Origin of the sequence: Pseudomonas cimarronensis (assembly GCF_049331905.1) — a bacterium.
GTDB lineage: Bacteria > Pseudomonadota > Gammaproteobacteria > Pseudomonadales > Pseudomonadaceae > Aquipseudomonas.
Map to the genome: position 1 here is coordinate 2,194,889 of NZ_CP186283.1, position 23,973 is coordinate 2,218,861.

A 23,973-nucleotide genomic window follows, 5' to 3' on the forward strand; every position below is an offset into this window, starting at 1 on the left:
CGGCGCTCTACTGCGGGGTAAATGACTGTGATGACTGTCACATGGCAGCAACTTGGCGCTGGTTGAATGGCGGCTTTCCAACGCATAGGGAGTCTGCCCATGACCACTGCCAGCGCGCTTACGCGCTTGCTCAAACCGGTTACGCCGTTGGCTGCAGACATGAGCATCGCCGATGTGGCGGATCGTCTGCTGACACCGGAGCTCAAAGCGTTTCTCTCGCTGCCGATTGTCGATAGCGCCGGTCGGCCGCTGGGCCTGGTCAGCCGCAGCACCTTGCAGGACATCTTTATGCAGCGCTTCGGTCGCGATTTGCGCGGCCGTCATGCGGTGCAAGAGGTAATGAATGCGGCACCGCTGGTAGTCAGCCTCGACACCAGCCTGGAGGACGCCGCCAAGCAGATCACCGGGCAGCTGCAATACCCGATCACCGAGGACTTTATCCTGGTCGACGCCCAGGGCCTGTATCGCGGCCTGGGCACCGTGCTCGATCTGCCCAAGGCCATGGAGGCGCGCATCGCCCAGCGTAATCTGGTGCTGCGCAAGGCGCTGGTGGAGCTCAAGGAATCGCAGACCCAGCTGGTGCAGTCAGAGAAGATGGCGTCGCTTGGGCAGATGGTCGCCGGCGTCGCCCACGAGCTGAACACCCCGCTGGGTTATGTGAAAAACAATGTGCAGCTGCTGCGCGAACTGAGTGCGCCGCTGTTTGAACTGGCCGAGGCGCAGGCTGCGCTGGGCGATTGCCTGAACGATCCGACCTGTGATGAGGCTCGCCTGGCCATGGCCCTGGAGGTTGCTGCCGAAGCCCGCAGCAAGGCTGCTCCGGAACTGTTGCTGGAGGACTTTACCCAGCTGTTCAGCGACACCCTGTATGGCCTGGAGCAGATTGCCGAGCTGGTGGTGGGGCTGAAGGACTTCGCCCGCCTGGATCGCGCCATGAGCGAGGAGGTCGACCTCAATGAGTGCATCCGCAGCGCCCTGGTGATTGCCCGCAACGGTATCAAGGACAAGGCCGAAACCATCTTGCAGCTCGGCGAGTTGCCGCGCATTCCCTGCGCGCCGTCGCAGATCAACCAGGTGCTGCTCAACCTGCTCAACAACACCGCCCAGGCCATCGACGGCTTCGGTCAGATTCTGGTGAAAACCTGGGCCGACGACAGTGCCGTATGCATTTCCGTGCAGGATTCCGGGCGTGGCATGCCGCCTGAAGTGTTGGCGCGCATCTTCGATCCGTTCTTTACCACCAAACCGGTGGGCCAGGGCACCGGGCTGGGGCTGTCGATCAGCTACAAAATCATTCAGGACCACGGTGGCCAAATCCGTGCAGCGTCCGAACCCGGGCGCGGCACCCGTTTCTTGATTCGACTGCCGCGCCCGCAGGCGCTGCCCTTACAGCGGAGTGCCTGACATGAGCGAGCCGATTCGTATTCTGTTTGTCGACGACGAAGAGCGCATTCTGCGCAGCCTGGCCCTGCAGTTTCGCCGGGAGTATGAGGTGCTGACTGAGAGCGACCCGCGTCGCGCCCTGGAACGGCTGAGAAGCGAGCGTGTGCAAATAATCGTCAGTGACCAGCGCATGCCGCAAATGAGCGGCGCCGAACTGCTGGCCCAGGCACGTGAGATTGCTCCCGATACCCTGCGCATTCTGCTGACCGGCTACTCGGACCTGGATGCAGCCGTGGAGGCGCTCAACAGTGGTGGCATCTTCCGTTACCTGACCAAACCCTGGGATCAGCAGGAAATGGCTTTCACCCTGCGCCAGGCCGCGCAGATTGCTGAGCGGCAGTTGCAGGCACCGAAAGCGTCTGCAGCCGTACCGCCGGCAGCGCTCAATGTGCTGCTCCTGGATGAGGATGCGTCGACCCTGGACGTGGTGGCCGAGTTCTGTGTGGCCGGCGGTCATCGCCTGCTGCGTGCGGCTTCGCTGAGCGACGCCGTGATGCTGCTTAACAGCCAGCCGATTGATCTGTTGGTCAGTGACCTGCAAGTGGCTGGGGAAGACACTGCCCCCTTGTTGAAAAGCCTGGCCCAGGCCCATCCACGCCTGCTCAGCCTGGTGGTGACGCCGTTCTGCGATACCCAGGCGCTGCTCAAATTGATCAACGAGGCGCAGATTTTCCGTTATCTGCCCAAGCCGATCCGGCGCGGGCTGTTCGACAAGGGCCTGCAGGCCGCCGCCGAGCAGGCGCAACTGTGGCGCGCGCAGCCGGCGCAGGTGGTCACCCGCCTGGCGCAGCCGCCGCGTGAAGAACGTGATCGGGAGAAGGTCGGCAGTTTACTGGGCATGCTCGGGCGTTTGCGTGAACGCCTGATTGCCTGAATGAATCCCGCTGCTGCGCCTTGTGCGGCGTAGCAGCGGGGCGAGCAACTGCCGTTAGCGGCGCACCTGCTTGAGGGTTTCGGCGATCAGGAAGGCCAGCTCCAGCGACTGGTCGGCGTTCATCCGTGGGTCGCAGTGGGTGTGGTAGCGATCCGACAGGCCGTCCTCGGTGATCGGTCGCGCGCCGCCGATGCACTCGGTGACGTTCTGCCCGGTCATCTCGATATGGATACCGCCGGCGTAGCTGCCCTCGGCCTGGTGCACAGCGAAGAACTGCTTCACTTCGGCCAGAATCTGCGCAAAGTCGCGGGTCTTGTAGCCGCTGGACGCCTTGATGGTGTTGCCGTGCATCGGGTCACTGCTCCACAGCACCTGACGGCCTTCACGCTGCACGGTCTGGATCAGGCGCGGCAGGCCGGCTTCGACTTTGTCTGCGCCCATGCGCACGATCAGGTTGAGGCGGCCGGGATCGTTGTCCGGGTTGAGGATATCGATCAGGCGGATCAGCTCTTCGCTGTCCATGCTTGGGCCGACTTTCACCCCAATCGGGTTGCCGACACCGCGCAGGAACTCGACATGCGCGCCGTCCAGCTGACGGGTGCGATCACCGATCCACAACATGTGCGCCGAGCAGTCGTACCAGCCGCCGGTGAGGCTGTCCTTGCGCACAAAGGCTTGTTCGTAGTTCAGCAGCAGCGCTTCGTGGGCAGTGAAGAAGCTGGTTTCACGCACTTGCGCCGCGCCGTCCATGCCGCAGGCGCGCATAAAGGCCAGGGTTTCGTCGATGCGGTCGGCCAGCTGGCTGTATTTCTCGCCGAGTGCCGAGTTGGCGATAAAGTCGAGGTTCCACTGGTGCACCTGATGCAGGTCGGCGAAGCCGCCCTGGGCAAAGGCGCGCAGCAGGTTCAGCGAGGCGGTGGACTGGTGGTAGGCCTGCAGCAGGCGCTCGGGGTCCGGCACGCGGCTGGCGGCGTCGAAGCCGATGCCGTTGACGATATCGCCACGGTAGGCGGGCAGGGTCACGCCGTCGATGGTTTCATCGTTGGCCGAGCGCGGCTTGGCGAACTGCCCGGCCATGCGCCCGACTTTGACCACCGGGCAACCGGCGGCGAAGGTCATGACGATGGCCATCTGCAGCAGCACCTTGAAAGTGTCGCGGATTTTCGCCGCGCTGAACTCGGCAAAGCTCTCGGCGCAATCGCCACCCTGCAGGAGAAACGCGCGACCCTGGGTGACCTCGGCAAACTGGCGGCGCAGTTCGCGGGCTTCTCCGGCAAACACCAGCGGCGGATAACCGGCCAGGGTCTGTTCGACCTGAGCCAGTTGTGCGGTATTCGGGTATTGCGGTTGTTGCTGGATCGGCTTGGCTCTCCAGCTTTCAGGGCTCCAGGGTTGCGACATTGCGGCTCTCGGCTTCAGTCAATTTAGGCGGACGGGCATGGTAACCGATAAGCCGGACGCTTCAAGCCGATAGGCGCGATAGAGCCGCTGCATGGTGACGTGCGGCTCAGGTAGTGACAGGCCTGAAGCCGCTGGCGGTGGCCGTGCGTGGCAATACGTCACGCCCCGGCAGAAAGCAGCCAAAGCCCTGCAGCTTGCCCAGCTCTTGCGGGTACTCGCTGCCGCGACGGTAGGCGATACGGCCGTTGATCAGGGTGGCGTCGACCGCCGCGTCATTGCGCTTGACCACCCGCTCCAGGCCGAGCACCTCCATCGGTGCCTCATACATCTCGTCCAGCTCATCGGTTAGCCCGGCCGGGTTGACGATCACCACATCAGCGCGGTCGCCAACACGGATAGTGCCGGCATCCACCCCGATAAAATCCGCCAGCTCGCCAGTCAGGCGGTGGATGGCGCGACCCATGTTCATAAACGGCGTGCCGGCCAGTTCGGCGTCACGCACATATTTAAGGAAGCGCAGCGGGAAGTTGTACTGGGCGATGGAGCGCAGATGCGCGCCGGAGTCGGCGAAGCCCGGCTGGGTCCAGGGGCTGGCCAGCAGCTTGTGCATCACCGCCTCGCGCTGGTTGCCGTAGCAGGTGGTCCACTTCAGCGCCTCACGGTATTCGCAGGCCAGCTCAAAGTAGGCGTCCACCGGGTCCAGGCCACGGGCGGCGCCGAGCTGCTTGAAGTTCTGGCCAACCAGGCTGGCGTCCGGGCATTCGGTTACCCAGCAATCGGAGAAGTCGCGGTGCCACAGACCCTTGGTCAGCACGGCCTTGACCTGCTTTTTGAACAGCGCACGGAACTCCGGCTCCAGTACCTTGGCGTACAGCTCGTCCGGGTCCTTGATATTGCGCAGGATCTCGCCGGCACCGAACTCCTCGAAGGCGTTCACGTTCAGCCCTTCCAGGCGCAGGGTGAACGGCGCCGGCAGGGTCTGCCAGCGGAAGTGGCCACGTAGAACCTTGTTGGCCAGCCAGCCGGAAAGGCGGGTGAAACGGTGCAGCAGCGGCTGGGACTTGAGGTCCAGCGCAGTGAGCATCGAACACTTCAACGGCTTTCTAAACCAGCCGTGGGCCTGGTAGAGGAAGGCGAATACGTTGACCTTGGTCACTGCGTCCGGCGCGCCCTGGAGCACCGCGCCACGCCGGCGCAGCACGGCAAACAGACGGGAGAACTCCGTCCAGCTGGCAAAGGTCGAGGGCAGCGGGCTGGACCAGGCGCGGTCACCGTCCATCTTGTCCAGCTTGGTGGTCATCACCGACAGGCCGATGCAGCCGGCGTCCAGCGCCTCTTCCAGCAGCTGTTCCATGCGCTGCAACTCGGCTTCAGTCGGTTTGATCTTGCTGGTTGCCCGTTCCAGTCCCATCACCGCCACGCGCAGTTCGGAGTGGCCGAAGAAGGAGCTGACGTTCGGTCCCAGCGGATGCTGGTCATAGAACGCGCGGTAACCGGCGGCGTCGCGCCAGGTCTTCTTCTCTTTAAGAATCGGCAGCACGTATTCACGCGGCACCGCTTCGACGCGGGTGAACAGGTCCGAGCAGTCCTCGGCGTCAGCCAGCACCATGCTGATCGAGCAGGAACCGATGGTCACGCTGGTCACGCCGTGGCGCACCGATTCCTTCAGCGCCGGCGCGGCGATCACTTCGGCATCGTAGTGCGAGTGGATTTCCAGGAAGCCCGGCGTCACCCACTTGCCGGCGGCATCCAGCACCTCGGGGCAGCCACTTTCATTCAGCGGGCTGAGGCTGAGCACATCGATGCGTCCGTCCTTGATGCCGATATGCCGCAGCTGCCCTTGCTGGTTGCTGCCGTCGAAGTACAGGCCGTTCTTGATGATGATGTCGTGGCTCATAGCAGACTCCAGGGTGCGAGCAGCAGGCCGCCGGTGACCAGCAGCAACAGGTAGATGGCAATGCGGAAATGCTGTTCGTTGAAGCGCTGGTGCAGGCGCTCACCCAGCCACACGCCGATCAGCAGCAACGGCGCGTAGCTGGCGACTTGCGGCAGGGCGGGCAGCAGGCGACCGTCGAGCAGGAAGGCGACGGTCAGCAGGCTGTTGAGGGTGAACCACACCGTGACCAGGGTGGCGCGCAGGCGCGCCTTGTTCAGCTGGGTGCCGGCCAGGGCGAATACCAGCAGCGGGCCACCGGAGGCGAACAGGCCGTGACTGATGCCCGCACACAGGCTGAGCAGGCGGCTGAGCCACATGGGTCGCACGGGTTGCACGGCCGCATGACGCAGACGCCACAACTCGCGGGCGGCAAACCACAGCACCAGCGCGCCAAACAGGCGCTTGGCCAGGGCGGCATCAAGAAAGGGCAGCAGGGCATAGCCGAGAGCCGTGCCAAGCAGCATGCCGGGCAGGATCATGCCCAGCAGCAGGCGCCGGTCGATCATCTGCCGATGCCGCCAGGCCAGGTAGCCGGTCATGCAGATATTCAGTGGCACCAGCACTGGCAGCAGCTGGTCGATGGGCAGCAGCAGGGCGCCCAGTGACAGGGCAATCACGATGCTGCCGAAACCGGTGATGGCTTCCAGGGTGTAGGCCAGCAGGATAAAACCGGCCAGGGTCAGCCAGATAAGCTCCATCAGCCCATCTCCCCGGCGAAGCGCGCGCTCATCTTGCGGTAGTAAAAACCCGGAGCGATGCGCCAGAGCAGGCTGGCCAGCCAGCTGCCACGGTCGGGGAACAGGCGCTCGCGGCCCTGGCTCTGCGCCTGGAGAATCTGCGCGGCCATCCAGTCGGCGCCGCGTACCTGGCCAATGGTCGAGCGACCGTGTTGCGCTTGCTTGCCGTCGCCGCCGAGGGCGTTCTGTTCGATCGGTGTATCGAGAAAGCTGGGGTACACCAGCAGCATCTTGATGCCGTCACGGGCGGCCTCGGCGCGCAGCACCTCGAAGAACTGGCCGAGGGCGCTTTTCGCCGCGCAATAGCCGGCACGGCCGAGCACCGGCATCCAGCCGGCCATGGAACCGATGACGATGATCTGCCCACGGCTCTGGCGCAGCAACGGCAAGGCGCTGAGGGTCAGTTCCACGGGGGCCTGATAATCGACGGCCATGACTTTGCGCAACACGGCGGGGTCGGTCTGCATGGCTGGCGAGCGGTGGGTAATGCCGGCGTTATTGATCAGCATATCGAGGCCGCCGAAGCGCTCTTGGCAGACTTGTAGCAAGTGCTGATGCAGGTGTGGATCGGTGATATCGCCGGCCAGGCCGATTACCCGATCGGCGCCCAGCTCATTTACTCGCACGCTCAAACCGTCTGCGTTGATATCGGTGAGCAGCAGGTTGCAGCCTTGGCCGTGATAGGCGCGCGCAAGCTGCCAGCCGAGGCCGCTGGCGGCCCCGGTGATCAAGATGGTAGGCATTATTTTTCTCCAGCGCTGGCCAGGGCCGCAGGTGTCAGCGGCAGGCTTGCGGGTGGCCGACGGGACCAGATAAAGGCCAGGGCCAGGCCGCTGACCAGGTGCCAGCAGCCCCAGAACGCGGCGATCAGCAGCATGCCGCTGGCCTGTGGGAAGAAGGTGAAGATGATCACCAGACCCAGGGCCGAGTTCTGAATACCAACTTCCAGGGTAATCGCCCGGCGATCCGCTGCCGGCAGCCCGGATAGCCGCGCGCAGCCATAGCCCACGGCCAAGGCCAGGGCGTTGTGCGCCACCACCAACCAGAAGAACAGATGGAAATGCGTAATGAACTGGTCGAAATTGCGGCTGAAGGCCAGGGTAACGAAGGCCAGCATCACCAGCAGAGCAAAGATGCGCAGCGGCTTTTCCACCTTGAGCGACAGGCCAGGAAAGCGCCGGCCAATCCACATGCCGGCGATCAGCGGCAGGCCGAGTACCAGCAATACCAGGAGCAGCAGGCTGACCGGGTCCATGGCGATCTGCGTCAGCAAGGGCCGGGTCAGCGGGTTGAGCCAGGCGTAAAAGCCGAAATTCAGTGGCGTCAGCACGCTGGCTGCCAGGCTGGATACCGCCGTCATGCTCACCGAGACCGCGACGTTGCCACGCGCCATCCAGGTCATGATGTTGGAGAAGCTGCCGCCTGGGCAGGCCGCCACCAGCATCATGCCGAGGGCCAGCATCGGCTCGATGCGCAGCGCCCAGCAAACCAGGCAGGTCAGCGCGGGCAGCAGAACAAACTGCGCCAGCAGGCCAATCAGCGGTGCCTTGGGCTCGCGGACGATACGCTTGAAGTCATCCAGGCGCAGGTCCAACGAGACGCCGAACATCATCACGGCGAGGATGATGTTGATCAGCACCAGGCTGCTGGGGTCGAACTGGATATTCACCGGCTCCATCACAGGCTTCCTTCGGCAGTGCGGCTGTTGGCAGCGGGCCGCGCAGCCAAACCGGCGCGCAGGCTATTGCTGTGCTGCGCGATGCTCTGACGATAGCTGTCCTTGTGCACGTAGTAGGCCATGCGCTCCAGTTGCAGGTACTGGTAGCCGCCGTCCAGGCGTATGCCGGCGCGTTCGCGCTTGAGCGCCTGGAAGTCCTTGGCCGCCTGGCTTCCGGCTTGCAGTCCTTTGATATACAGCGCCACCAGTTCGGCCTGTTCGTCGCGGCCCTGCCAGCCGAGGCCCGAGGCTTCGACCATGCCCAACATAAATAGGTCGTCGTACTCGGGGTGGAACACGTTGAGGTACAGCTGCGGCGCGCCAGCGTTGCTCGGCCAGTTGAGGTGCGCGCGGTCGATAAAGGGGTAGTCGAGCTTGTAGCCGGTGCCTTGTAGAATCAGGTCGTACTCGGCCTGTTCGCCGTCGCTGAAGGTGACGAGTTTCTCTTCCACCTTGGCGATATCGCGGCGCGCGCGGATATCGCCATGGCCGAGGTAATGCAGCACCAGGGAATTCATCACCGGGTGCGATTCGTAGAGTTTGTAGTCAGGGTCGGGCAGGCCGTATTGCGACGGCTTGCCAACGAGCGCGCGCACCAGCAGGCCATCGAGGAATTGCTTGAACGGGCGCGGCAGCTTGATCGCGCCGCCGAGGGTGTCGGTGGGTCGACCGAGGGTGAATTTGGGCAGGAAGTAATAGCCACGGCGCACCGAGAGGTCCACCGAAGCGGCGCGATGCACGGCGTCCACGGCGATGTCGCAGGCCGAATTGCCGCAGCCGATTACCAGCACACGCTTGCCGTCGAACACCGCTGCCGAGCGGTAGTCGCTGGAGTGCATCAGCTCGCCGGTAAACGTGCCGGGTAGTGCCGGCTGATTGGGCGTGTGCAGGGTGCCGTTGGCCATCAGTACACCGTCGAACAGCCATTCACGCTGCACACCGTCGTACTCGCTGATCAGCTTCCAGCCCTTGTCCAGGCGCTGAATTTCCACCACGCGGGTATTGAATTGGTAGTGCGTATACAGGCTGAAGTGCTTGGCATAGTCGCGGAAGTAACGGCGCATCTCACTGTGATGCGGGTAGGGGGCCACCTCGGCGCGCATCGGGAATTCGCTGAATTGGGTGGTGCCCTTGGAGGAAATCAGGTGCGCCGAGTCGTACATGGTGCTGTGCGGATTATCGATGTCCCACAGGCCGCCGACATCCGCGTGCAGTTCGAAACCGACAAAGTCGATACCGTGCTTGTGCAGTTGACGTGCTGTACACAGCCCCATGGGGCCGGCACCGATAATGGCGTACATGGCAAACCTCGATAATCGTTTTTATTGTTGTAGTCGCAGAACGATAAACTCGGCGCCCCCGACTGCGGCAAATTATCGCGTGACCAAGGGAGGGTGCCTCAATGACAATTAGCGCCTTTCCTCTGGCCGAAATGGTCGAGGATGTCACGGTGGAGTGTGCGGGATGCCAGGTTTACCTCCGGTTGGGCAGATGCCGGACCCACTGCTGATCGCCGAAGTGCACGATGCCTTCGGGGTGATTCAGGTGGTCGAAATGGGCGCGTACCGCTTTCTTGAGTTCGGTGAGGCGATTGAGCAGAGCTGCGTCTATATGCCGGACCCCAGCTGGCTGGAGTACGACTACACCCGCGCCATGCTGCTTGGTGCGCTGTGTCACGAGCACCCGGAAAGCGCGCTGTTTCTGGGGCTCGGTGCCGGCAACCTGACCCAGGCCTGCCTGAAGTTTCTGCCGCTCGATGATGTCGAGGTGATCGAGCTGCGCGCCGATGTGCCGCGCCTGGCCATGGAGCACATGGGCCTGACCGATGACCCGCGCCTGACCATCCGTATCGGCGATGCGCTGGAGCTGCTGGAAAGCGCGGAAAAGACCGACCTGCTGTTTGTCGATCTGTATACCGACCATGGTCCGGCGACCGGGCATCTGGCCTGGCGTTTTCTGGAAAACTGCCAGAAGCAGCTCAATCCCGGCGGCTGGCTGATTATCAACCAGTGGGCCGGCAACGACGGCAAACCCCTCGGCGCACCACTGCTGCGCGGTCTCTACCATCGGCATTACTGGGAGTGCCCGGTGAAGGAGGGCAATGTGGTGCTGCTGGTGCCGGCCGATCTTGAGCAGGAAATCGACTTCGACGAACTGCGCCGCCGTGATGCGCTATTGGCGCCGCAGTTCGGTTATTCGCTGGAGTCGTTGATCAAGGTAGTGCGCCCGGCGACCTGAGAACCTGTTTACGGTCTGCTGCGCGTCGGCCCCGCTGCGTTAAAAGCAGGCTCGGAATGCTCATTTACACCAGTAAACTCCGCTTCCTCGCCTGCTTTTGCCTTGCATGATCCTAGCTCGCGATACCGTAAATCAGGTTCTTAACAGCTCGCGGATTATGAAGCTCAACGTCCTTTGAAATCGCCCGGCCGCCTTTCCAGCATGGCTCGCACACCTTCCTGTGCATCTTCGCTGGCCATCAGGCGGGTAACCGTTGGGTGCAGGCTGGCGGCTGCGGCAGCCTGGCCTTCGACCACAGCCTGACGCGCTGAGGCTAGGGTGGCCTGCACGCCCAGCGGCGCTTGCGCGGCAATGCGCTCAGCTAGCCACAGAGCCTTGGGCAGCAGCTCCTCACTGGCCACCACCTGCTGGATCAGTCCCAGGCGATAGGCTTCGTGGGCATCGAACTCATCGCCGGTCAGCAGCCAGCGCATGGCGTTGCCCCAGCCTGCGCTCTGATGCATGCGCAGGGTCGCGCCGCCGAAGGGGAAGATACCGCGTTGCACCTCCATTTGCGCGAAGCGGGTGTTGCTGGCGCACATGTTGATATCCGAGGCCAGCATCAGTTCGATACCGATGGTGTAGCAGTAGCCTTGCGCGGCGACGATCACCGGTTTGCTGACGCGCGGCCCGCCGAACACGCCCCAAGGGTCGCAACCCGCCTCCGGGATCTTCCACCCGGCAGCAAACTGGGCGGCCACATTGGCCAGGTCCAGCCCGGCGGTAAAGTGTTCGCCATGGGCAAACACCAGCGCCACCCGCGCCTCGCTGTCGCGTTCGAACTCACCATAGGCCAGGCACAGGTCATCCAGCATGGGCATGTCGAACGCGTTGCGTTTGCTCGCGCGGTCCAGGCCGATCAACATGATCTGGCCGCGTTTTTCACGGCTGACGCGGCCGCTGGTGCTTTGGGTCATGGCAGTGAGTCCTTGTAGGCAGGTTATGAAGGTAGGCGCTGTGCTACTACAGCGTGCCATTTGCAGGCTATCAGAGGATGACGATTTGGCCTTGTCCAGGCTCTATTTCTGCAAAAACCAGCACATCGGCCAGGTTTTCCGGTATAGTGCGCGCCGGTCAATTTTTGGCCACGTTCAGGTAGTGCAAATCGCCCGGAGCTCGACTTCGGCAGCCAGTCCGCAAAGCGGGCTATCCTTGACGATTCATTTATCACCATGTTTTCGCAAATCCCCGCCTACAGAGCTGCCAGGGTGACTTTCGGGTCTTACACGGCATGCGCAGCTTTGGAACATGGGTCTTTGCGGATGCACTAGAGGCAGACCCATGACCCAGGAAACCGGCGGCTTCGCCGCACTCGGACTCAATTCCAATATTCTCGCTGCACTGACCGCTGTTGGTTACGAAGAGCCGTCACCGATTCAGGCCCAGGCCATTCCCGTGATCCTGTCCGGTCAGGACATGATCGGTCAGGCGCAGACCGGCACCGGCAAGACCGCCGCTTTCGCCCTGCCGATCCTGTCGAAGATCGACCCGGCCAAGCGCGAGCCGCAGGCGCTGATCCTCGCGCCAACCCGTGAGCTGGCCCTGCAAGTGGCCACCGCCTTTGAAACCTATTCCAAGCAGATGCCTGGCCTCAACGTGGTGGCCGTTTATGGCGGCGCGCCGATGGGCCCGCAACTGAAAGCCATCCGCCAGGGCGCGCAAGTCATCGTGGCCACTCCGGGTCGTCTGGTAGACCACCTGCGTCGTGACGAGAAAGTGCTGTCGACCATCCAGTACCTGGTACTCGACGAAGCCGACGAAATGCTCAAACTGGGCTTTATGGATGACCTCGAAGTAATCTTCGAAGCCATGCCGGCCAGCCGTCAGAGCGTGCTGTTCTCCGCGACCCTGCCGCACTCTATCCGCGCCATCGCCGAGAAACACCTGCGTGAGCCGCAGCACATCAAGATCGCCTCCAAGACCCAGACCGTGACTGCCATCGAGCAGGCGCACCTGATGGTCCACGCCGACCAGAAGCATGCCGCTGTATTGCGCCTGCTGGAAGTCGAAGAGTTCGACGCGTTGATCGGTTTCGTGCGCACCAAGCAAGCCACCCTGGATCTGGCCGCCGCGCTGGAGGCCAAGGGCTACAAGGCTGCTGCGCTGAACGGCGACATTGCGCAGAACCAGCGTGAGCGCGTGATCGACTCGCTGAAAGATGGTCGTCTGGACATCGTTATCGCCACCGACGTGGCTGCTCGCGGCCTCGACGTACCGCGCATCACCCACGTGATGAACGTCGATATGCCGTATGACCCTGAGTCCTACGTACACCGTATCGGCCGTACTGGCCGTGCCGGCCGTACCGGTCGCGCGCTGCTGCTGGTGACCCCGCGTGAGCGCCGCATGCTGCAGGTGATCGAGCGTGTTACCGGGCAGAAGGTTGGCGAAGTCAAGCTGCCGGACGCCCACCAAGTGCTGGACGCGCGCATCAAGAAACTTACCAACAGCCTGGCTCCGCTGGTGGCTGATGCCGAAGCCAGCCACGGTGATCTGCTGGATCGCCTGACCGCTGACATTGGTTGCAGCCCGCGTGCCCTGGCCGCAGCCCTGCTGCGCAAGGCTACAAATGGCCAAGCGCTGACCCTGGCTGAAGTTCAGCGTGATCAGCCGCTGGTGCCGGGCAGTAGTGGCCCGCGTGAGCGTAGCGAGCGCAGTGACCGTGGTGATCGTCCTGAGCGTGAAGGCGGTCGTGAGCGTCGTGCGCCGGTACCGCTGGCCGAAGGCCGTGCGCGTTGCCGCACCGCCTTGGGCGCGCGCGATGGTATCGCGGCGAAGAACCTGCTCGGCGCCATCCTCAATGAAGGCGGTCTGGCCCGTGAAGATATCGGCCGCATTCAGGTGCGCGAGAGCTTCAGCCTGGTCGAGCTGCCGGAAGAAGGCCTTGATCGTTTGCTGGGTAAGCTGAAAGACACCCGCGTAGGTGGCAAGCCGCTCAAGCTGCGTCGTTATCGCGAAGATTGATGCTTCGTTGAATAAAAAGCCCCGCCAAGTGCGGGGCTTTTTATTCCTGCTGTTTGTCGGGAGTATGGCTTAAGTGAAGCTGTAGATATCCATCCCCAGTGCGCCCAGGGTAAAGCCGCTGTGTTCGACCTTGAATTGCCCGCCAGCGCCTGCGGCAAAGAACAGCGGCAGCAGGTGTTCGTCGCTGGGGTGGTTACGTACAGCGTAGGGCGCTTGGCGGCGATAGTCATCGAGGGCTGCGTTGTCCTGCGTGGTCAGTTTCTCCACCACCCAGTCGCGGAAGGCCTGTGCCCAGGGTTCGATCTGCTCCGGCCCGGCTTGCCAGTCCAGCTCACCGAGGTTGTGGGTGATGCTGCCGGAGCCGATCAGCAGCACGCCGTTATCACGCAATCCCGCCAGTGCCTGGCCAACTCGGCGTTGCAGTGTCGGGCCTTGCTGGCTTGGTAGCGAGGCTTGTACGACAGGAATGTTGGCCTGTGGGTACATCAGTGTCAGAGGCACCCAGGCACCGTGATCCAGTGGCCGCTCGGCGTCGAGTTGTGCTGGCAGGCCGGCTTGCGTCAGTAAGTGCACGATCTCGCTGGCCAGTTGCGGCTCGCCGGGGGCGGGGTATTGCACCTGATAGAGTTCGCCAGGGAAACCACGGAAGTCATGCCAGGTATCCGGTCTGGCGGCGCTGCCGACCCGCAGGTCGTGACTTTCCCAGTGCGCAGAAACCACCAGAATGGCACGTGGGCGCGGCAGTCGCTGAGCCAACTGGGCGAGGGCCGGGCCGCTGGCGCCTGGCTGCAAGGCCAGCATGGGTGAGCCGTGGGAGATAAACAGGCTGGGTAGGTGCATGACGGACTCCTAAGCGATTGCCTGCATCTTCCATCAGGTAAGTTGCACATAAAAGCGTAAATATCCGAGTGTACTTATCGTCTTTGTAGATGTTTTACGCAGGCACAAGTCCTTGGACTTGTAGCCGCTTTGCGGCAGGATCAGTGGCTGAGTTTCTACAGGAGGCGATATGCACGCAGAGTTCTGGCAGGCGCGATGGGCGCGCAGTGAAATTGGCTTTCATCTGCCCGAGGTCAACCCCTATCTGCAGCGTTACTGGCCGGCACTGGGTTTGCCTGAGGGCGCACGGGTGCTGGTGCCGCTGTGTGGTAAGAGCTTGGACCTGGCCTGGTTGGCGGGGCAGGGCTATCAGGTGGTTGGTGTCGAGCTGGCGCAGCGTGCGGTGGAGGACTTCTTCGCCGAGCATGGGCTGCAGCCGCTGGTAAGTGACATCGGGGCATTCAGGCATTACCAGGCGGGCAATCTGGAGATCTATTGCGGCGACTTCTTTGCCCTCGGTGCGCAGCAACTAGCTGGTTGCGCCGCACTCTATGATCGCGCCGCGCTGATCGCATTGCCGCCGGAGATGCGCGCGCGTTATGTGGCGCAACTGACGCAGATTTTACCCAGCGGCTGCCAGGGGTTGCTGGTGAGCCTGGACTATGACCAGGCGCAGATGGACGGCCCGCCTTTTGCGGTAGCGGATGACGAGGTGCAGCGGCTGTTTACGCCCGATTGGCAGTTGCAGGAGTTGGCGTGCGGTGATGTGCTGGGGGACAACTGGAAGTTTCTCAAGCGCGGCCTTGAGCGCCTAGATGAGCGGGTCTATCGCTTGGATAAGCGCTGAAATCTGCAAACAAAAAAGGCGGCCCTTGGGCCGCCTTTTGCGTGACTGTTGAACTTAGCCGCGCTGGCGCAGGGCTTCGATACGCACTTCCAGTGGTGGGTGAGTCATCAGCAGGCCGGCCAGACCGCCTTTCAGGCCGCCATTGATGCCGAAGGCGGTGAGGCTGTTAGGCATGGTGACCGGTACTTCCTGTTCGGCGCGCAGGCGTTGCAGGGCGGCGATCATTGCGCCAGTGCCGGCCAGGCGTGCGCCGGCTTCGTCGGCCTTGAATTCGCGCTTACGCGAGAACCACATAACGATGATGCTGGCCAGGATGCCCAGAACAAGCTCGGCGAAGATGGTCGCAACGATGTAGCCGATGCCGTGGCCTTCACCTTCGTTCTTCAGGATTACGCGGTCAACGAAGTTGCCGAAGATCCGCGCAAAGAACATCACGAAGGTGTTCACTACGCCCTGGATCAGTGCCAGGGTGACCATGTCACCGTTGGCCACGTGGCCGATTTCGTGGGCCAGTACGGCGCGCACTTCATCAGGTGAAAAGCGCTCCAGCAGGCCCTGGCTGACCGCTACCAGAGCGTCGTTCTTGTTCCAGCCAGTGGCGAAGGCGTTGGACTCGTAGGCAGGGAAGATACCGACTTCCGGCATCTTGATCCCGGCTTCACGGGACAGCTCTTCAACTGTTTGCAGCAACCACTGTTCGTGGCGGGTGCGCGGTTGAGTGATGATTTCGGTCTTGGTGCTCATCTTCGCCATCCACTTGGACAGGAACAGCGAAATCAGCGAACCGGCGAAACCGAACACGGCGCAGAAAACCAGCAGGCTGCCATAGTTCTGGCCGGTAAAGCGGTCAACCCCGAGCAGTTTCAGGGTGATGCTGGCGATGACCAACACCGCAATGTTGGTGGCCAGGAACAGCATAATGCGCATCATGGTGTTTTGAGACTCCTCACGGGGAACGTTCTATCAGGCTGTTGAACCTGCTTTTATGGTGGGTATCAACAGTCTGCTTTGATGATGACGGCTATATAAGGGCGGCACCCCAGGCACTTCAACCTGGGTACTATTTCAAACTATGTCGCTTGTGCCGTTCAGGGTGCTTTCGAAGAGCAGGCGGGTGAGACGCGCGACGCGCTCGCCATGGCGCTGGGCCAATGCGTCACGCAGCTGAAACGCCAGGGTAGCGTGCACACGGCGTACGCTGGGCGGTAGTGCATTGCCTTCTGGCAGGGCGTGAGGTACGCCGCGGGTCAGGCGCAGGAAGCCCTTTTCCGAGAGCACAGCCTGGTCCAGGGCGTCGTAGCCGATGGTGGACTCAAAGCGAATATATCCCTCGTCAGCCAGCCACAGCAGGGCGCCCAGGCAGCTTTGATGGCGGGGTGTGGGTAAGCCGAATTCGTCTGGCTCTTCACGGCCGATCAGGTCTTCGACATACAGCGCGGTCTTGCTGGGAAAGGCCTGGTACAGGGCCAGCAGGCCGGCGGCGGCATCCTTGTAGAAGTCGTCGATCTGCAGGTCCATGTTTAGAGCGCTCTGGAAATCAGTGTGGTGGGTAACCAGGGCAGTAGGCGGCCAATCAATGCCCAGGGCCAGCCGGGGACGTAAGCACTGCTACTGCGTTTTTCAATATGGCGGGCGATAAGTGCGGCGCCGCGTTCAACGTTGATCAGAAAAGGGCGCGGACCGCTGCCCTGATTGATCGGTGTATCGATGTAGCCTGGCAGGATCAGAGTGGTATCCAGAGCCGTGCGGTACAGCTCCAGCTGCAGAGACTCCATGTAGCTGATCAGTCCGGCCTTGCTGGCCGAATAGCCCGCAGAAGCGGGTAGGCCGCGCTTGCCGGCTACCGAGGCGATGGCCACCAGGTGGCCGTGACCTTGTTCAAGGAATAGCTGGGTGGCCCCATCCAGGCAGGCGATGGAGCCTAGCAGGTTGGTTTCCAGTGTTTGCCGGTAGCGATCAAAGCGCCCGGTTCCTGCTTTGCCGGCGAGGCCGATGCCGGCATTGGCAATAATCCCGTCGAGCCCGCCGAGCGCATTGGCGGCCAGGCCTACGGCATCCTGGCAGGCGTTGTAGTCGGTTACATCCAGTGGCAATACCACCACCTTGCACTGAAAGCGCGCCTGCAGTTCGGCGGCCAGCAGGTGCAGGCTGTCTTCACGGCGTGCGGCCAGGGCCAGGTCGTAGCCTCGGCTGGCCAGCTCGCGGGCCAGGGCAGCACCGATGCCGGAACTGGCCCCGGTCAGCAGGTAGCGTTTGCCCTGGCGCATGGTGATCTCCGCTTACTGTTGGTAGGTCTTGAGGAAGTTGCCGATGCGGCCAATAGCCATTTCCAGCTCATCCACACGGGGCAGAGTGACCACGCGGAAGTGATCCGGCCACGGCCAGTTGAAGGCGGTGCCCTGAACGATCAACAGTTTTTCCGAGAGCAGCAGGTCCAGCACGAACTTCTCATCGTTGTGGATCGGGCAGACTTTCGGGTCGATCTTCGGGAAGGCATACAGCGCGCCCATCGGCTTGACGCAGCTAACGCCGGGGATGTCATTGAGCAGCTCCCAGGTGCGGTTGCGCTGTTCCAGCAAGCGGCCGTTGGGCAGCACCAGGTCATTGATACTCTGGTAGCCGCCCAAGGCGGTCTGGATTGCATGCTGGCTTGGTACGTTGGCGCACAGGCGCATGTTGGCGAGGATATCCAGGCCTTCGATATAGCTCTGTGCACGGTGTTTCGGCCCGGAAATCGCCACCCAGCCAGAGCGGAAGCCCGCCACACGGTAAGACTTGGACAGGCCATTGAAGGTCAGGCACAGCACGTCCGGTGCCAGCGACGCGGTGGAGATGTGCTGGGCCTCGTCGTAGAGGATCTTGTCGTAGATTTCGTCGGAGAACAGCACCAGGTTGTGCTGGCGCGCCAGTTCGACGATATCCATCAGCACTTCTTTGGAGTAGACCGCGCCAGTGGGGTTGTTCGGGTTGATCAGCACCAGGGCTTTGGTGTTCGGCGTGATCTTGGCGCGCATGTCGGCGATATCGGGGAACCAGCCGGCCTGCTCGTCGCACAGGTAGTGCACCGGCTTGCCGCCGGCCAAGGCCACGGCAGCAGTCCACAGCGGGTAATCCGGTGCCGGGATCAGCACTTCGTCGCCGTTATTGAGCAGCGCCTGCATGGCCATCACGATCAGCTCGGAGACGCCGTTGCCGAGGTAGATGTCCTCGATGCCGACACCTTCTACCTGCTTTTGCTGGTAGTACTGCATCACCGCCTTGCGTGCGCTGAACAGGCCCTTGGAGTCGCTGTAACCCTGGGCGGTGGGTAGATTGCGGATCACATCCTGGAGAATTTCTTCAGGGGCTTCGAAACCGAACGGTGCCGGGTTGCCGATGTTCAGCTTGAGGATGCGGTGGCCTTCCTCTTCCAGGCGTTTGGCGTGCTTGAGCACCGGCCCGCGGATGTCGTAGCAGACGTTGGCGAGCTTGTTCGATTTGCTGAACTGCATGTAAGTGATCCCGAATGGAGAAACGTCGCTGAATTACCCTGTAGCAGTCGCGATATGACGCGCCTTGGCAGGTTGTAACGCCGGTGACAGACTGGGGTCGAATGATACGTGCCAGCCCGACCTTGGCAAAGGTACTGGTCGGGCTTTTTTAATGACGTGCCATGCATGGCTGCGCGACATTAAGAATCGCTCCTAGCGATTTTTATCTAGAGGAGACTTACCTGTGAACAAGCTGGAAAAACCCCTGGAAGCCTGGCGTGAAGAGCTTTCTGATGAGCAGTTTCATATCTGCCGGCTGGGCGGTACCGAGCGTGCTTTCACCGGCCAATACCATGACAGCAAAGTGCCGGGTATCTACCACTGCGCCTGCTGTCAGGCCGCGTTATTTGACTCGGATGCCAAGTACGACTCCGGTAGCGGCTGGCCCAGCTACTTTCAGCCGGTCAGCAGTGAGGTCATCGCCAGTCTGGATGACTTCAGCCACGGCATGCACCGCATCGAAGTGAAGTGCGCCAAGTGTGATGCCCACCTGGGGCATGTGTTTCCCGATGGGCCGGCACCGACAGGGCTGCGCTATTGCATCAACTCGGCGTCGCTCAAGCTGGTGCCGCGCGTTTAGTAGCCATGCCGCAGGCCTGCCATCAGCAGGCCTTATTTAGAGGCAATTAAATTGCATGCAATTTAATTGCTCGCTATTGTGTGCCGACTTTAACTCCCCCAGGTATGACGCACATGAGCAATGCACTCTTCGATATTCCAGTCACCACCATCAAGGGCGAACAGAAAACCCTCGCCGATTTCGGCGGCAAGGCCGTGCTGGTGGTCAACACGGCCAGCAAGTGCGGCTTTACTCCGCAGTACAAGGGCCTGGAAAACGTCTGGCAGCAGTACAAAGACCAAGGCCTGGTGGTGCTGGGCTTCCCCTGCAACCAGTTCGGCAAGCAAGAGCCGGGTGATGAGGGCGCGATCAGCGAGTTCTGCGAGCTGAACTTCGGGGTGAGCTTTCCGCTGTTCAAGAAGGTCGATGTGAACGGCAGCGATGCCCACCCGCTGTTCGTCAACCTGAAGAAAAGCGCCCCAGGCCTGCTCGGCAGTCAGGGCATCAAGTGGAACTTCACCAAGTTCCTGGTCAGTGCCGATGGCAAGGTGATCAAGCGTTTCGCCCCGACCACTAAACCTGAAGACCTGACAGCCGAGATTGAAGCGCTGCTGAAATGACTCAGGCCAGTCCGTACATGGATGATGAGGGGCTGCAGCTGGACAATCAGCTGTGCTTCAAGCTCTACGCTGCTTCACGGGCGGTAATCCGTGCCTACAAGCCGATGCTTGATCAGCTTGGCCTGACCTACCCGCAGTACCTGGCGATGCTGGTGCTGTGGGAATGGCAGCAGCAACCGCCGGCACTGCCGACGGTCAAGGCGCTGGGTGAGCGGCTGTTGCTGGATTCCGGCACGCTGACGCCGCTGCTCAAGCGTCTGGAGTTGCAAGGGCTGTTGCACCGCAACCGATCACTTAGCGATGAGCGTGAGGTGCACTTGGCCCTGACGGACGCTGGTTGTGCTCTGCGTGAACAGGTGCTACCGCTGAAACGCCAGCTGCTATGCGAGCGCGGTGTCGATCTGGATGCGCTGGCGGCGTTGCGTAGCCAGGTTGGCGGGCTGCTGGATCAGTTTATGCTGCTTAACCACTGATCAAGCAGTGCCGCCAGCTCATCTTTGCGGAAAGGCTTGGCCAGGTAGTCGTCCATCCCGGCCGCGCGGCAGCGATCGCGCTCGTCGGCCAGGGCATTGGCTGTCAGGGCGATGATTGGCAATTTTGCGATTGCCTCTTTCTGGCGAATCCGGCGAGTGGTCTCGTAGCCGTCCATAACCGGCATGTTGCAGTCCATCAGGACCAGGTCGACCTGCTGGGTTTCCAGCAGGCTCAGAGCCTCAGCACCATGGTTGGCCAGCAGCACCTCGCAGCCGAGTTTGCCCAGCATGCCCTTGGCCACCAGTTGATTGACCGGGTTGTCCTCCACCAGTAATACACGCGCCTGACGGCTGCGTGGCGGTTCGCTTTGGGGTTCTCGTGGCGGGTTGTCGTTCTGGTTCAGGCTGTGGCGCAGGGCCTGTAACAGCGTCTGGCGTGACAGCGGCCGGGCCAGTTGTTCGATAGGCGCGAGGTTGTCCACTTGCTCGCTGCTGAGGAAGTTACCGTAGGCGCTGATCAGCAAAATGGGCAGGCCGGTGCTCTGCCGCAACTCCTGCAGGCGCTGTGGGCAGTCACTGATCAGCAGGTCAGCGTCCAGATCATGCAGTGAACTGTCGGTATCCAGTTGGCGATAGTCCAGCCCCCAGTTCGGCAGCAGGCTGGCCAGCTGTGCGTTGAGCCCTGAGCTGGCTGGAGTCAGGCCGATGATGCGGCCGCGCAGCTGTGCAGGCTGCAGTGTGCTGCCTAGGCCGGGCAGGGGCAGGTCGATGCAGAAGGTGCTGCCAAAGCCTTCGCGGGTTTCCAGGCTGAGCTGGCCGCGCATGGCTTCACACAGTCGGCGGGTCAGCGCCAGGCCCAGCCCGGTGCCGCCAAACTGACGGGTAATACCAACTTCGGCCTGGGCGAATGGGTGGAAGATACGGCTCTGCGCGTCTTCGGCAATGCCGATGCCGGTGTCGCGCACGATAATCCTGACGCCATTGGCCTGCGTGCTGACGCTGATGTCCACCCTGCCAAAACGGGTGAATTTCAGGGCATTGGACAGCAGGTTGCTGACAATCTGCCGAACTCGCGTCGGGTCGCCGAGCAATTGGTTGGGCAGTTGTGGGTCGATTAGGCAGGTCAGTTCAACGCCGGGTGCGGCGTTCTGCGAGAGCAGGCTGGCGGTTTCTTCGACCATGCTGCCAAGGTCGAAGGGGATGTGTTCCAGTTCGAGCTGGCCAGCCTCGAATTTCGACAGGTCGAGAATGTCGTTGAGCAACTCGACCAGCACTTTGCCTGAGTCGTGGGCAATCGACAGCTGCTGGCGTTGTTCATTGTTCAGCGGCCCGTCCAGCGACAGTGCCAACATGCCCAGCAGGCCATTGAGCGGGGTGCGGATCTCGTGGCTCATGTTGGCGAGAAACGCCGAACGCGCCTGGGCCATGTCCAGTGCGGTACGTCTGGCCTGTTCCAGCTCACGGTTGGAGTCGAGCAGGCGGCTGTTGGCCGCTTCCAGTTGTTCGGTGCGTGCTGACACCATGTCTTCCAGTTCGGCCAGGTAGCGGGTCAGGCGGTCTTCGGCCTGCTGACGTTGCTCGATTTCGTTGGCAATGCTGCTCAGCTGGCGGTTGGTTACGTCGACCAGCACGCCAATTTCGTCGCGCTCATGGTTGGGCGGGTAGGGCAGTTTGGCGTTGTTGGGGCTGCGCAGGTCACGCTCGCTGAGGGCGCGGATAAAGCCGGTCAGTGGTTTGGTCAGCATGAAGTAGAACAACACCAGCAGGATCAGCGACAGCAGCAGGCTGCGGGCGAAGCCGGTCAGCAGGGTCAGTAGCGAGCGTTTGAGAAAGTGGCTGCCAAAGGCGTAGGTGTCGACTTCAAGGCTGAGGCGGCCCAGTGCTTCATCGGGGGAGTGGCTGACAAACAGGGCAGTTTCAAAATGCCGGCGCTGGCCGAACATGAAGTCGCTGAGTACTCGGTAGCGACTTTCCATGGCCGGGCGGCTGACGCTGGCCAGGGTCATCTGGTTGTTGTCGATGATCTGCGCGCTGATTACCGCCGGTGAGCGCAGCAGGCCCAGTACCAGTTCCTGCGCCAGCTCGGCGTCGATGTTGTAGGCGATACGCGCTGCCGGGTTGTGGCTGATTTCCATCAACGCATTGATCTCGCGGTTGATGGAGGCATCTTCGCTGGCATAATCGATGCCCACTTGAATCAAGCTGAGCGCCGTGCCGAGGATAAAGGCCACCAACACGGTCAAGCCTGCCTGTTTGAATGACAGACGTTGGGTTAGCGCTATATCCATATGGGCCGGTTGTTCTCGTGTTGAATCGCCTGCCAAGCATAGCCCAAGTGATTTACCACACGGCAGTGCCTGGCTGCCGGAAAACTCTGGAGTGTGTCGTGGATTCGCGTTTAGGTGATTTTTTAGTGCGTGCCGATGCGTTATTGACGCGTCTGGAGCCCTTGCTGCCGGCTTTGCGCCCGCAGATCGACTGGCAGCAGAGCCTGGCGGCGCGTTGGCAGCGCGAGGGTCGCAGTGGTTTTCTTGCGCCGTTGCAGGTCAGTCTGGATGTGAATCTGGATGATCTGATCGGGGTCGATCGTCAGCGTGCCCAGTTGGCGCGCAACACCCAGCAGTTTATCCAGGGCCTGCCGGCCAACCATGCCTTGCTCTGGGGGGCGCGTGGCACCGGCAAATCGTCCCTGGTGCGTGCGCTGCTGGCCGAGCACGCGCCAGCAGGGTTGCGCCTGATTGAAATCGAACGCGATCACCTGGCCGATCTACCGCGTATCGTCGAACAACTGAGCGGCTTGCCGCAGTGTTTTGTGCTGTTCTGCGATGACCTGTCGTTTGAGGCAGGCGAAGGCGATTACCGCATGTTGAAGACTGTGCTCGATGGTTCTCTGGAGCGCGCGCCGGACAATGTGCTGCTGTATGCCACCTCCAACCGTCGTCATCTGCTGCCGGAAAAACAGAGCGACAACGAGAACTGGCAGCGAGTCGATGGCGAATTGCATCCCAATGAGGCGGTGGAGGACAAGATCGCACTGTCCGATCGCTTCGGTTTGTGGTTGTCGTTCTATCCCTTTACCCAGGCGCATTTTCTCGATGTGGTCAGGCATTGGGTGGGGGTACACGCTGCCCAGGCCGGGCTGGTCTGGCAGTGGCATGAGGAACTGGAAAAGGCGGCCATACGCTGGGCCTTGGGCCGCGGTAACCGTAATGGACGCTGCGCCTATCAATTCGCCCGTGACTGGGTGGGCCTGCAATTACTGAGTAAGCACGATGATTGATCTACAACAGAGTGGGCAGGGGCTCGACGGCTACCCACTGCTGGTCGCACAGCTGCAGGCGCTGCTGGCCGGGGAGCGCGACTTTATTGCCAATGCGGCGCAGTTTTCGGCGTTTCTGTTTCAGGAACTGAGTGATCTGAACTGGGCAGGGTTCTACCTGGCTCGTGGCGAAGAGTTGGTATTGGGGCCGTTCCAGGGCAAGGTGGCGTGTGTACGGATTCCTTTCGGTCGCGGTGTCTGCGGCGCTGCTGCGGTTACTGGGCAGACCCAGCGAGTGGACGATGTGCATGCCTTTGCTGGGCATATCGCCTGCGACAGTGCTTCCAATAGTGAGCTGGTGGTGCCGCTGTTCAAGGATGGACGCCTGCTCGGTGTGCTGGACCTCGACAGTCCACGGCTGGGGCGGTTCAGCGCTGAAGACCAGGTTGGCATCGAGCGGCTAGCTCAGGTGTTTATCGAACTGACGGATTGCTGAGTGCCTGAAGTGATAAAAAAG

At 61.8% G+C, this 23,973-nt stretch carries 23 protein-coding genes; 10 read left to right on the plus strand and 13 right to left on the minus strand.

What is annotated here, in order from left to right; genetic code table 11:
* Window positions 1-99 precede the first annotated feature (99 nt).
* Complete coding sequence (locus ACOCLD_RS10215; RefSeq protein ID WP_422909076.1) at window positions 100-1,404, plus strand: ATP-binding protein; 1,305 nt, start codon at window positions 100-102, stop codon at window positions 1,402-1,404.
* Between the two features lies 1 nt (window position 1,405).
* Window positions 1,406-2,317, plus strand: coding sequence for a response regulator (locus ACOCLD_RS10220; protein WP_422909077.1), 912 nt, complete (start codon window positions 1,406-1,408; stop codon window positions 2,315-2,317).
* Between the two features lie 54 nt (window positions 2,318-2,371).
* Here ACOCLD_RS10220 and ACOCLD_RS10225 read toward each other — a convergent pair whose 3' ends face one another.
* The 6 genes from ACOCLD_RS10225 to ACOCLD_RS10250 form a co-directional block, all read right to left on the minus strand.
* Window positions 2,372-3,718 (minus strand): class II 3-deoxy-7-phosphoheptulonate synthase, encoded by a 1,347-nt coding sequence (locus ACOCLD_RS10225; RefSeq protein ID WP_422909078.1) that lies wholly within the window; start codon window positions 3,716-3,718, stop codon window positions 2,372-2,374.
* Between the two features lie 106 nt (window positions 3,719-3,824).
* The gene (locus tag ACOCLD_RS10230) at window positions 3,825-5,615 is read right to left on the minus strand and encodes an N-acyl-D-amino-acid deacylase family protein (RefSeq protein ID WP_422909079.1); all 1,791 of its coding nucleotides are present in this window, start codon (window positions 5,613-5,615) and stop codon (window positions 3,825-3,827) included.
* Window positions 5,612-6,352, minus strand: coding sequence for a sulfite exporter TauE/SafE family protein (locus tag ACOCLD_RS10235; protein WP_422909080.1), 741 nt, complete (start codon window positions 6,350-6,352; stop codon window positions 5,612-5,614). Before ACOCLD_RS10235 ends, ACOCLD_RS10230 begins: the two co-directional genes overlap by 4 nt.
* Entirely contained in the window at window positions 6,352-7,134 is a 783-nt protein-coding gene (locus tag ACOCLD_RS10240) for an SDR family NAD(P)-dependent oxidoreductase (protein WP_422909081.1), read from the minus strand. Before ACOCLD_RS10240 ends, ACOCLD_RS10235 begins: the two co-directional genes overlap by 1 nt.
* Window positions 7,134-8,069, minus strand: coding sequence for a bile acid:sodium symporter family protein (locus tag ACOCLD_RS10245; RefSeq protein WP_422909082.1), 936 nt, complete (start codon window positions 8,067-8,069; stop codon window positions 7,134-7,136). Before ACOCLD_RS10245 ends, ACOCLD_RS10240 begins: the two co-directional genes overlap by 1 nt.
* Complete coding sequence (locus tag ACOCLD_RS10250) at window positions 8,069-9,409, minus strand: flavin-containing monooxygenase (RefSeq protein WP_422909083.1); 1,341 nt, start codon at window positions 9,407-9,409, stop codon at window positions 8,069-8,071. Before ACOCLD_RS10250 ends, ACOCLD_RS10245 begins: the two co-directional genes overlap by 1 nt.
* A gap of 163 nt (window positions 9,410-9,572) precedes the next feature.
* Here ACOCLD_RS10250 and ACOCLD_RS10255 point away from each other — a divergent pair, with 163 nt between their 5' ends.
* Window positions 9,573-10,346, plus strand: coding sequence for a spermidine synthase (locus ACOCLD_RS10255; protein ID WP_422909084.1), 774 nt, complete (start codon window positions 9,573-9,575; stop codon window positions 10,344-10,346).
* 164 nt (window positions 10,347-10,510) lie between these two features.
* On the opposite strand, the gene ACOCLD_RS10260 is transcribed toward ACOCLD_RS10255, so the two are convergent.
* Entirely contained in the window at window positions 10,511-11,302 is a 792-nt protein-coding gene (locus tag ACOCLD_RS10260) for a crotonase/enoyl-CoA hydratase family protein (RefSeq protein WP_422909085.1), read from the minus strand.
* Between the two features lie 331 nt (window positions 11,303-11,633).
* Here ACOCLD_RS10260 and ACOCLD_RS10265 point away from each other — a divergent pair, with 331 nt between their 5' ends.
* Window positions 11,634-13,349 (plus strand): DEAD/DEAH box helicase, encoded by a 1,716-nt coding sequence (locus ACOCLD_RS10265; RefSeq protein WP_422909086.1) that lies wholly within the window; start codon window positions 11,634-11,636, stop codon window positions 13,347-13,349.
* A 69-nt stretch (window positions 13,350-13,418) separates the two neighbouring features.
* Here ACOCLD_RS10265 and ACOCLD_RS10270 read toward each other — a convergent pair whose 3' ends face one another.
* Complete coding sequence (locus tag ACOCLD_RS10270; protein ID WP_422909087.1) at window positions 13,419-14,189, minus strand: DODA-type extradiol aromatic ring-opening family dioxygenase; 771 nt, start codon at window positions 14,187-14,189, stop codon at window positions 13,419-13,421.
* Window positions 14,190-14,358: 169 nt separating this feature from the next.
* Here ACOCLD_RS10270 and ACOCLD_RS10275 point away from each other — a divergent pair, with 169 nt between their 5' ends.
* On the plus strand, window positions 14,359-15,015 hold the full coding sequence (locus ACOCLD_RS10275) for a thiopurine S-methyltransferase (RefSeq protein WP_422909088.1): 657 nt from the start codon (window positions 14,359-14,361) through the stop codon (window positions 15,013-15,015).
* A gap of 54 nt (window positions 15,016-15,069) precedes the next feature.
* Here the strand turns inward: ACOCLD_RS10275 and htpX are convergent, their stop codons facing one another.
* The 4 genes from htpX to ACOCLD_RS10295 all read right to left on the minus strand — a co-directional run bounded on the left by htpX (window position 15,070) and on the right by ACOCLD_RS10295 (window position 18,506).
* Window positions 15,070-15,945 carry a protease HtpX gene (gene htpX, locus ACOCLD_RS10280; RefSeq protein ID WP_257778243.1) on the minus strand — a complete coding sequence of 292 codons (876 nt, stop codon included), beginning with the start codon at window positions 15,943-15,945 and terminating at the stop codon, window positions 15,070-15,072.
* A 135-nt stretch (window positions 15,946-16,080) separates the two neighbouring features.
* A complete protein-coding gene (locus tag ACOCLD_RS10285; protein WP_422909089.1) occupies window positions 16,081-16,533 on the minus strand; it encodes a hypothetical protein in 453 nt (150 codons plus the stop codon).
* Window positions 16,534-16,535: 2 nt separating this feature from the next.
* Window positions 16,536-17,282 (minus strand): SDR family NAD(P)-dependent oxidoreductase, encoded by a 747-nt coding sequence (locus ACOCLD_RS10290; RefSeq protein ID WP_422909090.1) that lies wholly within the window; start codon window positions 17,280-17,282, stop codon window positions 16,536-16,538.
* A gap of 12 nt (window positions 17,283-17,294) precedes the next feature.
* Window positions 17,295-18,506, minus strand: coding sequence for a pyridoxal phosphate-dependent aminotransferase (locus tag ACOCLD_RS10295; protein WP_257778246.1), 1,212 nt, complete (start codon window positions 18,504-18,506; stop codon window positions 17,295-17,297).
* A gap of 223 nt (window positions 18,507-18,729) precedes the next feature.
* Between ACOCLD_RS10295 and msrB the strand changes: the two genes are divergently transcribed.
* From msrB to ACOCLD_RS10310, 3 genes are all read left to right on the plus strand, one after another.
* The gene (gene msrB, locus ACOCLD_RS10300; protein WP_422909091.1) at window positions 18,730-19,125 is read left to right on the plus strand and encodes a peptide-methionine (R)-S-oxide reductase MsrB; all 396 of its coding nucleotides are present in this window, start codon (window positions 18,730-18,732) and stop codon (window positions 19,123-19,125) included.
* A gap of 113 nt (window positions 19,126-19,238) precedes the next feature.
* On the plus strand, window positions 19,239-19,724 hold the full coding sequence (locus ACOCLD_RS10305) for a glutathione peroxidase (protein ID WP_108486524.1): 486 nt from the start codon (window positions 19,239-19,241) through the stop codon (window positions 19,722-19,724).
* Window positions 19,721-20,197, plus strand: a complete 477-nt coding sequence (locus ACOCLD_RS10310; RefSeq protein WP_422909092.1) for a MarR family winged helix-turn-helix transcriptional regulator — start codon at window positions 19,721-19,723, stop codon at window positions 20,195-20,197. The genes ACOCLD_RS10305 and ACOCLD_RS10310 overlap by 4 nt, the downstream gene beginning before the upstream one ends.
* Here the strand turns inward: ACOCLD_RS10310 and ACOCLD_RS10315 are convergent.
* The gene (locus ACOCLD_RS10315; RefSeq protein WP_422909093.1) at window positions 20,173-22,485 is read right to left on the minus strand and encodes a response regulator; all 2,313 of its coding nucleotides are present in this window, start codon (window positions 22,483-22,485) and stop codon (window positions 20,173-20,175) included. The two genes, ACOCLD_RS10310 and ACOCLD_RS10315, sit on opposite strands and share 25 nt — an antisense overlap.
* Window positions 22,486-22,583: 98 nt before the next feature.
* On the opposite strand from ACOCLD_RS10315, the gene ACOCLD_RS10320 reads away from it, so the two are divergent.
* Both ACOCLD_RS10320 and ACOCLD_RS10325 read left to right on the plus strand, forming a co-directional pair.
* The gene (locus ACOCLD_RS10320) at window positions 22,584-23,477 is read left to right on the plus strand and encodes an ATP-binding protein (RefSeq protein ID WP_422909094.1); all 894 of its coding nucleotides are present in this window, start codon (window positions 22,584-22,586) and stop codon (window positions 23,475-23,477) included.
* Window positions 23,470-23,952 (plus strand): GAF domain-containing protein, encoded by a 483-nt coding sequence (locus tag ACOCLD_RS10325; RefSeq protein ID WP_422909095.1) that lies wholly within the window; start codon window positions 23,470-23,472, stop codon window positions 23,950-23,952. The genes ACOCLD_RS10320 and ACOCLD_RS10325 overlap by 8 nt, the downstream gene beginning before the upstream one ends.
* Window positions 23,953-23,973: the final 21 nt, after the last annotated feature.